This window comes from Arthrobacter sp. MMS24-T111 (assembly GCF_054888995.1).
Genome location: NZ_JBTZRO010000001.1, coordinates 1187182 through 1200097 on the forward strand (window position 1 = coordinate 1187182; position 12916 = coordinate 1200097).

Genomic DNA, 12916 nt, shown 5'->3' on the forward strand with positions numbered 1-12916 from the left:
GCTCACAGCGACTTCTGGAACTCCTTGATGGGCATGTTCAGCTCGACCAGCAGGCTCAGGTCCGCGTCGGCGGGACGGCCCAACGTGGTGAGGTAGTTGCCGACGATGACGGCGTTGATGCCGCCGAGGAGGCCCTCCCTGGTGCCGAGGTCCCCGAGGGTCAGCTCCCGCCCGCCGGCGTAGCGCAGCACGGTCCGGGGCATGGCCAGGCGGAACGCGGCGATCGCGCGCAGGGCGTCTTTGCCGTCCATGATCCCCTGGTTTTCCAGCGGTGTCCCGGGCCGGGGGTTGAGGAAGTTGAGCGGGACCTCGTGGGGTTCGAGGGCCGCGAGCTGGGCGGCGAGTTCGGCCCGCTGCTCGAGGGATTCGCCCATCCCGATCAGGGCCCCGCAGCACAGTTCCATGCCGGCGGCCTTGACCATGGCGCAGGTCTCGAGGCGCTCCTCGTAGCTGTGGGTCGTGACCACTTCCGGGAAGTAGCTGCGGGCGGTTTCCAGGTTGTGGTTGTAGCGGTGGACGCCCCACTCGGCGAGCTGGTCGACCTGGCGCTGGGTGAGCATGCCCAGCGAGCAGGCGATGTTGATCTCCACCTCCTCGTTGATGCGGTCGATCGCGAACTTGATCTGGTTCATCAGCTTGATGTCGGGTCCGCGGACGGCGGCGACGATGCAGAACTCCGTGGCCCCGGTGGCCGCCGTTTCCTTGGCGGCCTTGACCAGCTCCGGGATGTCCAGCCAGACGCCACGGACGGGGGAGTCGAAGAGTCCGGACTGGCTGCAGAAGTGGCAGTCCTCCGGGCAGCCGCCGGTCTTGATGGAGATGATGCCCTCCACCTCGACGTCCTCGCCGCAGTGCCGGAGCCGGACCTCGTGGGCCAGCTGCAGGGCCGCGGGAAGTACCTCTTCGGGAAGACGCAGGACCTCCACCAGTTGCTCCTGCGTCAGCCCGCGTCCTTCCTCCAGGACCTGCTGGCGGGCGGTTTCGAGAATCCCGTACCGGGTGGTTGCCGGATCTGCCTGAATCGTCATTGATCGTCCTTTGCGCTGGTTGTGTTCCAACGCTGACGCTAGTTTCCGGCTGGGGTCGGGATTTTGTCGGGTATCCACAACCAGCCAGACCATACATTGGATGGGACCGTAACTACTCAACGGGGCCCAAGGGCGTGCGTCGAGGGAATTCGTCTAATGCCCAGGGGCGCGCCTACCCATCTTGCAAACCGCCAGCGCTGGCTTGCGGGACGGTAGCAGACGACCAAACGGTCGTACGTTCATTTTTCTCTTGACATAAATCATTCTGGACTCTAAACTAACAAGCGTTAGTACGTGGTAGCGTGAATCATGGCAACCGTTTCTCGCGATGTACAGCACGCCACTTGTATTCCGGAGGCGATCCTGATCATGAAGCGAATAGCAACGACATCGAACTTGAGGAAACTGCTATGCGACCGCGCCGAGGTTCGGTCCTCGACAGGAATCCACTGCCCAGTCACCGGCTGGTGGACTCCATCTGCTGTTCCGGGGACACGGATCTACGCCAGGAAGGGCCTGGCAATGCCCGGGCGTTCCGGACAACACGTTGAATGGCTGCTCGCCAAAGCTGACCCCTCCGGGAGCATGGCCGCCGAAGGGTGGCTCTACGGCCCTGACGACAATCCCGTTCCCGACTGGGGCTACCAAATTTGGCCCGACTGTATGGACTGAATTCCAGCGACAGCGCCCCTGAGGGGTGGGCGACGTTCCTTATCGAAGGAAGCCAATCACAGTACTGGTAGTTGCCGTCGCCGCAGCTGACCTGCGGAAACACTCCGGTTCCTCCAAGCACGGGAGTTCCCGCATCCACTTCTACTCCCGTGCTTTAAACGCCGATAATAAAGATTCCGTCAACCTACCCAAATCGGGCAAACGCGTGCTTGCTGATCACGCAGCCGAATGCCAGCTCTACTCGCGAGAGAGCCACCAGCACCGCGAGCCAAGTTCAGGGCTGGGGCTTCCATAGGTCCAAGTCCAACCAACTGGCGGGAAAGCCCATACTCACATCTGGTGAGATGAGTTCGGAACCGTCCGGCGCTTGAAGCTTGATGTCGAGTTTTCTGATTTGCGTCTTGAAGGTCAGATGCCAGTTCGTGCCACTCGTGTGAGATCGGAGCATGAAGGCCAGGACGGCGGCGTAGATATAGAGCCTTTGATGTGCTTTAGGCGTGACAGTGAAGTCGGGGTCGAGTAAGTGGGCTAGGAGCTCACCGGCTGTGTCATGTTCGCGAAGGGAGAGCGACCTCTTAAAGGCGCGGTTGAAAAGACGCGAACCGTGGGCGCACGTGTTCCGAAAGTCCACCATCATACGCAGCACGGCACCGAAGCGGCTGGGGTGGGCGAATCCAAACATGCGGGCGACCGAACGCGCGTCCGGGGTCTGCATGAGGTCGTAGAGGAACGGTAGATTTCCGAAGCTCAACACTTCAGTGACAGCCCAGATGGGAACATCTTGTTCCGGGTACTTTAAAAGGTGGTGCTTGATGAAGTCTTCGTCCTCCGCGCCAGAAGAAACAGCTTCCCGCCAGGTCTTCGTCCATGCGTCAAACTTTGTGTGGTTGCCGACAGCTTTATCGCAACTTTGCGCATCCAGATATTCCTTCGATGCGTGAGCTGCGACGTTCCTTGAGGCGAGCGTGTGGGCGATGGCAGCCCTTAAGCGCACCTCGAATTCAAGCAAGCCTTCCTGGCAGATCCGGGCCAACTTGAAGTCGAATGCTTCCAGCTTCATGACGTGATCGATGCTCGCACCCGGTATGTAGTCATCTGAACGGTACTGGTGCAGGCGCGCATCGATTGCGTCCGCGGGGAGCAGCCTCCGGAAGACGTACCGGTACGCGCCGGAGCGGAAGTAGCCGACGCGTGTCAGGAAGTTGAGCGCCTCGGCGCGGTCAGGAATCGTGAGGCCACGGACTTCGAGTTGTTGAAGCAGCTCGTCGCGCTCTTTAAATTCCTTTGTATACTCCACGCTTCACCGTTTGTCGCACAATGAAAATCGCCCCCTTGGGCCGAGGCTCAGAGGGGGGCGATGTCTGATGAATAGAATCTAACACAATTGCCGCGCGGGGGCGCTCGTATGAGCTCTTCGTTTGAAAGGGCGAACAGACCCGCCGGATGCTGGCGCAGCAGGAGCGCCCTTCATACGTAAGACAAGCTACAGAATGGCTCCCGACTCTACAGGAGCAGGGTTCCCCGCATGCTTGGCTTGGCGCAGGTACTGGTAGACAGTCTCCCTGCTAATCCCGTAATCGTGAGCAAGAACGACTTTTGGAATTCCGCTGTCAGCGCGTTGGACCAGTTCGGCGGCTCGTTCCGGTGTGAGGGTTTTTTGCCGTCCTTTGTAAGCGCCGCGCTGCTTGGCGAGGGCGATGCCTTCCCGTTGTCGTTCCCTGATGAGGGAGCGTTCGAATTCGGCAAACGCGCCCATGACGGAGAGCATGAGGTTCGCCATGGGCGAGTCCTCGCCCGTGAAGACCAGGCTCTCTTTGACGAACTCTACGCGCACCCCCTTTCGAGTGAGGCCTTGGACGAGAGCACGTAAGTCGTCCAAGTTTCGGGCGAGCCGGTCCATGCTGTGCACGACAACGGTGTCCCCGTCGCGGGCGAAGCGCAGCAGCTCGGTGAGCTGTGGCCTACCAGTGTCTCTGCCCGAGGCTTTATCTGTGAAGACCCGGTCCAGAACCTGGCCTTCTAGTTGGCGCTTCTCGTTCTGGTCCAGAGTGCTCACGCGCACGTACCCAATCCGCTGGCCGGCCATTGTTGCTCCTACCCTTTGCCCGTGAGGTTGAGTTCTAAACCCGTCCTGCAAGGAAGTCAAGACCAAGACACTCGGGCGTCAGGTTGGGGTGTAATCCATTCCGGCGCCGGTCATCGCTGAGAGGGCTTCGTAATCACTGGATCGAGCCTTTGACGCTCTTCACCTTCCGGAGTCCGCCTGGAGACGACTCGGAGATAGATCAACAGTTGCAGCTGCGCCAGGGTGGATGATAAGACCGCAGCCGGGCACGACACCTAGTCGAGATGGACGAAAAGTAGTCCTCGGGCGGCGATGGTGTCCAGGGCGCGCATGAGGCCTTCGGCTGTCCCGGAGCCAGGATGGTTGCCGTGGCATATGATGATGTCCCCTGACCGGGCCTTGCTTGTTTCGCTGGCCACGGTTGCTGCCGGGTATGTTGCTCCGCCATCTGCGTTGATGCTGAAGCCTGTAGGGGTCATACCTAGAGCCTTGACGATATTTGCCGCGACCTCGTCGAGGTAAGCGGTTCCGGGCCTGAATAAGCGGGGGCTAATTCCAGTGAGTTGGGCTAGGACGGAAGTGTTGGTCATTACTTCGTCGTACACTTCCCCGGGGTTTTGCGTGCCTGTGATTCCGTACGCGGACTTTCCAGCGGTGGACAGTGGCAGGTGGGAGGTTCCATGGTTGGCCAGCTCGAAGAGCGGATCAACGGCGAGTTGGCGGGCTGTTTCTATGTTGGCGGTAATCCACCTGGAATTCAGGAACAGTGTCGCGGGGATGTGGCGGTCCCGCAATGCCGTAATTAGAGCTGAATCGTAGTCGTTGCCGCCGGGGCCACCGCAGACATCGACTGTCAGGGCGATCCCTTCCGAGCCGGCTGCAAGGTGGGTCAGGACGCCGGGGGCCTCCAGGCCCCAGTACCGGGGGCTTCGCCCGGCGTAGGAGGTCACGATTTCCAACCGGGACGGTGACCGCGATGCGGCGGTACCAATTTGCATACTTGTTTCCGCGACTTGGGGTGAGGGGGTTTCCTGGTCCGAGCCGACGTTGCCGCTGGCAGGCGAGCTTTCACTTTGCCGCAGGTCCGGAATTGGCTGGTCCTGCTGAGTGAGCGCTTTTGTGGCCATGATTGTTGCTGCGGCTCCCGCCAACAGCAGGGTTCGGCGGGCGGGGTGCGAGCGACTGGCCCTGAAATGCCGCGGAGCTTGGTCCACAGAGAGGTCTCCGGTTGTAATTGGTGGTGCTATTTGAGAATCCACACTGGACTATGAGGGCCCGGGGTTTTGGCGCTGTGGCCCACGATGTAGGAATGGTGTTCCTCGGACTGCGCGCCGACAGTCGTCTTCCGGCTACCTGCGAGACGTAGCCGTTACGGCTGGTTTCGGCGGGAATCCGGAGCCACCGATTGAGGGGTGGCCAGAACGATCCCTCAACCGCGGCTGAATAGCCTCTGGAGTGCGACGAAAACAGTGCCGCCGCTGAGTTTCATGTCCAGAATTTAATCCATAGGCATTTTCTGTTCCCCTTGCGGGATTTTGAACGATAGTGATTTTTCCGCCAGCCGCGCTAAGTCGGCTACCACAGCATTTATGGCTTCTTGTCGACCTATATCGGTCCTTCGTGCGCTCGTTTGGGACGGTTCCCCAATTGCTGTGCGTTTCGCTCGGAGCGATTCCAAGCTGGCACTGCTTGAAAGGGGATCGTAGAAGATAATGTCGGTGCTCCGTCTCATCTCTGTGGCTCCCGCCGGCAAAGCCGGTTCGGCCAAAGGGTCGTGGTACCGCGGCTGCCGAACGACGCTCGGGTATATGACACCCAACACGACCACACAGTAAGTCGCCGGGTGATGCAATATCAGTTCATTGTCGGAGAGTGACGAGACGCTGTCTTCGATGGCGTCCCGGTGCTGATTCCTAGTGGACGGTTTCATTTTTTTCCACCGGGAGCCGGATTCCGACATCTTGCCGGATGAGACACAGACAGAGAGCAGATCCACATAGCCGATACCTAAATCAGTGGTGAAAACATCCCGTGATGGCATCCCGTGCCGCCTTGAAGTCATTTGAGGACCGGAGCCTCCCGAGTTGCGAGGATTGGGAGGCTCCGGAAACTGAGGCCCCACCTGTGGGGGCACCGCCGCATCCGTAGGCTGCTAATCCGTCTCTGGCCCGTGGAGTAATGGCAGTCATCCTCGCAGTGAATCTCAGACCGGGTTTGGCTACCCACCTCATCTGGAACTACGCGTAGCTCAAATGACCCTGCAGTCATGCCGAGGTCGATTTTGCTATTGCTGCCCGCAGGCATGCCCATATTCCTACCCGGCCAGGGGGGGCAGTGATACGGAGTGCAATGCAAGCTTCTCGTCCAGGGCTGTGACGGGCCGGCCAACATCAGTCAATCCAGGCTCCTACGGGGGGAACGGCATGAGTAGGCGGCCGCAGTCCAGCGTCAGCTGAGATGAGCATCCATTCGACTGGTTGGTCCGTCTTTGCAGGCATGATGCTTCCTTCAGTCACAAAGCGCTTGGTGCCGTCCATGCTTACTGCTGCCACCACCCGGTCATCGGGCAGTGTCCTCCGGTTCGGGAAACGGGCCGGCTAGGGCCTCTACTCTCGGCTCTACGTTTGCGGGGGATAAATTTCTTCATCGCTGAATTCGACCTGCGCTCTTCTTCATTAAACTAGCTCTGTTGTGGTCTCTGGTTTTCCACGTCTGTCCTCACGGCGCGATCGTGAGTTGAGCGGGACCTGCAGGGGAGCGCAGACAATGGAGCCCGGCAACCGATGCTCGCTTGGGCTTCACGGGGAGCCGCCGGGTGCAGATTTTGTAATGTCCCTGACATCGTTATAGATGAACATTTGGCGGCCGTAGGGAGTATGGAGCCATAGTAGGTCCCCGTTGAGTGAGACCAGGTCGACGGTTCCGGTGGTGCTGTGGCCGTTGAGGAGCTGTATGGTCACGTGGTCCTGTTTGCGCAGCAGGCGCAGGACCGCGGCAAAACTCTTCAAACGGAATCTGGTAACCGACCGGCGCGCCCGCGGGTCTTTCGCGGACGCCCAACTTTTTTACGTGGGCGCATCGGGTTCCTGTAGATCGTGGTTGTGGCAAAGGTCAGCGTGGGAACCAGCACTAAAGATCAAGCACTCCAGCGGTCGAGTCCCGATCCGCACACGTCACTGGCGCCTCGGCGAGTCAGACGGTGAACAGGTTCTCGTCGCTGGTTCCAAGGCTTCTAGCAGGGCTTTGCGCCCTTATGCGTTCGTGGCTCGGGCGCCTTCCGGACGATGTCGTTCACGTCGTCCGGAATAAACATCTGTCGGCCGCCGGCAGTTATAAGCCACATGACATCGCCGTGGATGGAGATCAGGTCAACCATCCCGGTGGTGCTGGTCCCGTCAACCAAGCGCAGGCAGACCTGATCGTCCTTATTTAGTTTTCGCAGGATTGCGGCAAAGGCTTCAAGAGGCAGTGCTTCAGCTAGTTGATTGGTGTCGGCAAGTCGCGTTTCTGGAGATAGTCCGGATTTCATCGCGTTCCTTCTGCCAAAGGGCTTCGCTGTTCAAAGTGTTCCACCTGCACTGCAGGCCCATGCGGGTGTCGGGTGGAGGACCGGAACCTTCCGAGTTGCGAGCATCAGAAGGTTGCGGTGGTCTAGGAATCTGATCAGGTTGGAAGTTACAGAGCCGGGGTTTGAGGATCAGTCTGTTTCCGGGCCAAGGAAAAAGTGACATTCATCGTCGCAGGGACTTGTTGCTGTTGTTGTGCTAGGCAGCGTCTTACCTGTTTGGGGTCTGCCCGGTTCCGGGCCATTTGCCTGCAAGGCTGTAGATGTTTGCTCCCGGTGACCGGACGCGGGCGATTGTCAATGGCCATTAGTTTCTGCCCACGGGCGGCCAGTTGATGTGCCCGCTGGTGGCCAGTAAAACTGCCCGGTGATGGCCAGTAGATCTGCCCACTGATTGGTTCGGCGGGATTGGCCATCGTCGGCTTTGGTTAGTTCAGTTGGTTGACTCCTTTCCCGGCGAGGGCCTGGGTGAGGCGGATGGAATCGCCACTGGTTTGGCAGACGTGGGCGTGGTGCAGGAGACGGTCCACTGTGGCTGTGGCGAGGGTTTTGGGCATGAGCTCGTCGAAGCCGGCCGGGTGAAGGTTCGAGGAGATCGCGACGGAGCGTTTTTCGTAGGCTGCGTCCACGACCCGGTAGAGTCCTTCGGCGGCGTCGGTGGCCACCGGCAGGAGCCCGATGTCGTCAATGACCACGAGTTCGGCGCGCAGGATTCTGGTGACGGCGCGGGTGACGCTGTCGTCGGTGCGGTGGGCGCGAATGAGGGCTCCGAGGTCTTCGAGTCTGAACCAGGCCACGCGCATGCCGGCTTCGACTGCTTGCTGGCCGAGGGCTTCGAGGAAGAACGTTTTCCCGGTGCCGGAGGGTCCGCAGAGGACGAGGTTTTCCCTGCGGGTAATCCATTCCAGCGTGCGCAGTGCCTGCTGGGTCGGTGCCGGGATGGAGGAGACTGCCGGGTCCCAGGCGTCGAAGGTTTTCCCGGTGGGGAATCCTGCTGCTTTGCGGCGGGTGGCGAGCATGGACCGGGCCCGGCCCGTGGCTTCCTCGGTGAAGAGTGCTTTGATGATCTCGGCCGGTTCCCATCGCTGGGCACGTGCGGTCGCGATCAGTTCCGGTGCCAGGGCACGGGCGTGAGGCATTTTCAGTTGCCGCATCAATGCTTCTAGCTCGGCCGGCAGCGGTGGGGCGGTGGTGGTGACGGGGCTCATTGGTTTTGCTCCTCCATCGTCGTGGCGGGTCTGGTGCCGAGGTCGGCCCACGCGCTGGTGCCCTGGGTCAGGGAGCGGGTTTCGTCCGCGGCGTGGGTGGTGATGCGTCTGACGTTCGCGTTCAGGATCGATGCCAGGTCGCCGTGGGCGAAACGGCCATAGAGTGCTGCTTCGCCCAGGGCCCGGTCCACCTGCTCGGTCCCGGCGATCTTGGCCAGGGCCACCGCTTCTGCCATCTTCACGTTGATCCGGCCCGTCCCGGCCGCGGCGGCTTCGATCAACCACGTGGCTGCGCCCTTGCCGATGCCGAGGAACTCGGCCTCGTCGGCGGTGCGGGCCTTCACGGCATAATCGCCCGGGATTCGGGTCCTGGTCCCGGGGAACTGCTCATCGTTGATGGCCGGGCTGCCGGGCCTGGCCCGTTCGTGCCGGGCGACCTCGACCGGGCCGGCGGGGCCGTGGTGGACGATGATGACCTGCTCGCCAGGGCCGGTGCCATGGGCGCGGACGAACACCCGGGACCCGAGCAAGTGCGCCGGGACGGAATACTGGGCGTTCTCGAACGTCACCATCGGGGTGTTCTCCGGAACGATTCGGGCGAGCCCAAACGCGACTGTGTGTGCGGTCTCCGGGACCCGGTGCAAACGGGGTGCTTCCTCGGTCAGAACCGCAGCCGGTTTGCGCCGGGTCACCCGGTGCTCGCGGTTGTTCATCTCGTCCATGAACGCTGCGCATGCTGCTTCGAGCTCAGCGAACGACGTGTATTCGGCCCGGAGATTGGTATCAGTGGGCACAAGGTCGGCCTTGGCCAGCTTCACCGATGCCTCGACCCCGCCCTTCGTGGCAGGATCGGCGGGCTGGCAGGTCAGCACCGTGACTCCGTAATGCCGGGCGAAGTCCAGGGTTTGCTGGTTCCGCACCGGTACCCCAGCAACATGGGCGGTGGTCACTGTCTTCTCGTTATCGGTCAGCACATAGGTCGGCGCCCCACCCAGGATCCGGAAACAGCGGTCAAGCGCTGCGAAAACGCTCGGCGCGGTCCGGTCCCTTAACGGGATCACGATCCGGAACCTGGAGAACGCCAACCAGGCAACGAACAGGATGGTCTTCACGCCGTTGATACGCGGCCCGTCGCCGAAGTCGTACTGCAGCCACATGCCAGGCTCCGCGATCCAGGGGCGGTGGACGCGTGTGTGACCGAGCCGCCAGGCAGCCTTGACCTGCGCGATCGCGCGGCGGGTGGAGCGCTCCGAACCCTGATAACCCAGGGCGAGGAGCTTCTCGTGGGCTTTATCGGCGCGGATTCTGCCCTTGGACGCCTCGACCCATTCTTCGATCTTGGGCAGGAACGCGTCAGTGACACGGTCGCGAGGTGCTGGTTCGGCGATGGGCCGGCCCGCATCTCGGGCCGCGACATGCCTGGCAACAGTGTGGTGCGAGCAGCCCGTCAGCTCCGCGGTTGCCCGCAACGATCCAGTCAGATCGTAGGCAGCGAGTATTTCCATGATTTCTCCGTCAGACTTCATACAGGGCCTCTTCCTGGCGAAATTCGATGCGACTAGACACCGTCATCAAATCCCGGGGAGAGGCCCCCGCCGCTTAAGACGCGGCAGGACAAGTAAGGAAGTGGGCAGATCTCATGGCCACCGATGGGCAGTTCTACTGGCCGTCAGTGGGCATTTTCGTGGCCGCCTATTACGAAAATTAATGTGCTCACGGGATGCCTGGTGAGGTGAGGGTGACCTCGTATCCGAGCTGCCGGAGTTGCTGCAAGGCTCGCGCCTTCAATGCCTGCGGGTTTAGTCGCGCATAGTAGTCGGAGCCAAGATCCTGAAAACACTGGCCATTGCCGAGCATGTTCCACACTGCATTCAATATGGTGTGTTCCAAGGCCACGACAGCTTTTACCGGGCCACGTCGAGCAGCAATTCGTCGATACTTCACGGCCAGGTAGCTGCTGCGGTGGTGAGAAGCAGCCAGGGCAGCGATACCCAGCGCTGCCTTCAAGTACTTGTTGCCGGGCATTGTCTTGGACGACTTGATTCGACCAGCGGACTCGTCTGCCCGCGGACATACTCCAGCCCAAGATGCCAAGTGAGCCGCATCGGGAAAGACAGTCATGTCAGCACCGGTTTCGGCGATGATCACGTCAGCGACCAGCGCCGAAACACCTGGGATTGTCACGAGAGCCTCACGAGCGGATTCAAAAGGCTTCATGGCCTTCTCTATCCTTCTGGTGAGCGCGTCCACGGTTCGCGTATGCATGTCAATCTCATCCAGATAGAGCTGAGCCATAAACGCATGATGATCGGTGAAGCTGCCGGTAAGCGCCTCGACTAGTTCAGGGATTTTGGATCTCATCCGGCGCTGTGCGAGCTGCGCGAGAATCTGAGGGTCACGCTCCCCATGAATCATCGCGTCCAGCATCGCTCGGGACGAAACCCCCGTCAGACTGGCAACCGAACCGGAGAGCTTAATTCCTGAGCTTTCCAACATCTTCTCGAGCCGCAGGACTTCCCGTGTTCGGTCTCCGACAGCCGCCGCACGGGCGCGGGTGAGATCCCGCAGCTCCCTAATCGGTGCCGGCGGGACAAAGGATGCCCGCAGCAGCCCATGAGCAGCGAGCTGGGCAAGCCAGGTTGCATCAGAGACATCGGTTTTCCTGCCCGGGATGTTCCTGGCATGTTTTGCGTTGACCAGCATCACCGGCAAGGTTTCCTCCATGAGGTAGTAGAACGGCTTCCAGTAATCACTGGTTGCCTCCATCACCACGATCGTTGCCTGCGTGCTCACGATGAACTGACAAAGCTTGAGGATGTCGTTTGTCGTCGATCCCCATGTCGTGACTGTCGAGGTGAACTGGCCCTTGCGCTTTGCCGGCTTACGAACGCAAACCTTCGCGTCCCGTTTTGAAATGTCGATGCCTACAGCTCGTTCATGCACGAGATCCACGATGTTCCTCCTTGGCTCGAATTTGAAGCGTCCGTCCGGGAAGGACAGGAGTAAGGCAGGAATCTATTACTCGTGCTCGAAGCAACATTCCACGGTTCCCGTGGAGGTCCTTCTCACCACGCTATGGGGCGGGCAAAAGCACCAAGGCGGATCCGGCGTTGACCGTGACGGACGTATCCATCCTTCGCGCAAAACCCAGTCACGGCCACACGTAATGGGGACCCGAACGCATATTTTCGATGGACACGGAGCGGCGCCGCCGCTCAGCCGCTATGGGCAGTTTTTCATGGCCGCTAACAGGCGATTCGAGCGCAGTGGTTACCATGGGCGTTCAGTTGATTGAAAGAGAATGAGTATTCATCAGGTTCAGGAAGTCCTGGGCCGGTCGTGCGGCATGGTCCAGGATGTCTTCTTCAAGCAAAATCTCACTGAGCCTTAGAATGGAACTGATGGTGGGGACGTCTACCCGGACTGCTGCGGCCAGTGCCGCCATGGGGGCAAATGAGGACCGCAGTTCGTGACGCAGGAACCGGTGGTGGAAGCTTGAAGGGAGGGCGGCGGTCTGGCTGGACAGGGTGTTGACTTGTTCTCTCAGACTCAAGCCTTTTGGTGCATCTGGTCCGCTGTACCTGGCCTTCAGCTCTTGGACCGGCACGAGCCCAAGACCCAACGCGGCGCCGAGTCTTAGGCGATCTGCGTCCAGCTCAAGCAGGAGCCTGCAAACGCTGTCACCGAACCCTTCGACATAGAACCTTATGGATTCTGCCCGCTCGACACTCATCGCGTTGAGAAGCATCGGAGGGACGTGGAACAAGGCGTTGATACTCGACAGTGCGACTGCGGCCGGATTGCCTAATGAAAGTCGGGGGAAGGTCGCCAGAGCCAGCTCCACGAGATGGTCAGGGGTTTCTGGCCCTAGGAAGCCTGCCAACACGTCATGCTTTTCCGCTCGCACTGAGCTCAGATTCCCCCCGAACAGAAAAGCTCCGATTTGCAGCACGCTCGAGGTATCGAGACCAAACCGGCGCGCCGCTTCGGCCGCTTCAACGGCGCCGGTGATACCGCCTCCGACGATGACCATCAGCTGTGGCGAGGCAACCCGTAGGACGTCCTGCATGCCGGCCTGCACGTCCTCGCCCTCCGCGAAGACAACCCCGATTACCGGTGCTCCAGCTTTAAGTTCATCGACCGCACGGAGAACCTCGTTCCGTGGCTCTCCAAAATATGAGAACTGATAAAGCCCCGGAGAAACTTTGTCCGATAGGAGACACACGTGGTGGTCCCTCGCTGCCAGGGTCAGCGCAGTTGCCGCGGCATTCGCCTCATTGGAACGGATAATGACGTTAACCATCGTCTTCTTTCATCGAAAAGGGCACTGTGGCCTCTTTAGTGCGGCCATTGTGGCGGGTCGATCTGGCTGGTATTC

The 12916-nt window shown here is 60.4% G+C and carries 10 protein-coding genes; all 10 read right to left on the reverse strand.

Translation table 11 applies throughout. The annotated features are described in order from the left end of the window. Positions 1-2 precede the first annotated feature (2 nt). Entirely contained in the window at positions 3-1028 is a 1026-nt protein-coding gene (gene bioB, locus ACX5I6_RS05445) for a biotin synthase BioB (RefSeq protein WP_461839760.1), read from the reverse strand. 946 nt (positions 1029-1974) lie between these two features. Next, positions 1975-2997, reverse strand: a complete 1023-nt coding sequence (locus ACX5I6_RS05450; protein ID WP_461839761.1) for an Abi family protein — start codon at positions 2995-2997, stop codon at positions 1975-1977. A 186-nt stretch (positions 2998-3183) separates the two neighbouring features. Beyond that, positions 3184-3786 carry a recombinase family protein gene (locus ACX5I6_RS05455; protein WP_461839762.1) on the reverse strand — a complete coding sequence of 201 codons (603 nt, stop codon included), beginning with the start codon at positions 3784-3786 and terminating at the stop codon, positions 3184-3186. Between the two features lie 254 nt (positions 3787-4040). Further along, positions 4041-4763 carry a polysaccharide deacetylase family protein gene (locus ACX5I6_RS05460; protein WP_461839763.1) on the reverse strand — a complete coding sequence of 241 codons (723 nt, stop codon included), beginning with the start codon at positions 4761-4763 and terminating at the stop codon, positions 4041-4043. Between the two features lie 1800 nt (positions 4764-6563). Then, the gene (locus tag ACX5I6_RS05465) at positions 6564-6725 is read right to left on the reverse strand and encodes a hypothetical protein (RefSeq protein WP_461839764.1); all 162 of its coding nucleotides are present in this window, start codon (positions 6723-6725) and stop codon (positions 6564-6566) included. A gap of 272 nt (positions 6726-6997) precedes the next feature. Beyond that, complete coding sequence (locus tag ACX5I6_RS05470) at positions 6998-7294, reverse strand: hypothetical protein (RefSeq protein WP_254752970.1); 297 nt, start codon at positions 7292-7294, stop codon at positions 6998-7000. 464 nt (positions 7295-7758) lie between these two features. Then, positions 7759-8538, reverse strand: coding sequence for an IS21-like element helper ATPase IstB (gene istB / locus ACX5I6_RS05475; protein ID WP_347887677.1), 780 nt, complete (start codon positions 8536-8538; stop codon positions 7759-7761). After that, complete coding sequence (gene istA, locus ACX5I6_RS05480) at positions 8535-10064, reverse strand: IS21 family transposase (protein ID WP_461839765.1); 1530 nt, start codon at positions 10062-10064, stop codon at positions 8535-8537. Before istA ends, istB begins: the two co-directional genes overlap by 4 nt. A 187-nt stretch (positions 10065-10251) precedes the next feature. Then, positions 10252-11490: an IS110 family RNA-guided transposase gene (locus ACX5I6_RS05485; RefSeq protein ID WP_461839766.1), complete on the reverse strand. Its 1239-nt coding sequence runs from the start codon at positions 11488-11490 to the stop codon at positions 10252-10254. 331 nt (positions 11491-11821) lie between these two features. Continuing rightward, positions 11822-12841 (reverse strand): NAD/NADP octopine/nopaline dehydrogenase family protein, encoded by a 1020-nt coding sequence (locus ACX5I6_RS05490; protein ID WP_254752972.1) that lies wholly within the window; start codon positions 12839-12841, stop codon positions 11822-11824. Between the last annotated feature and the right edge of the window lie 75 nt (positions 12842-12916).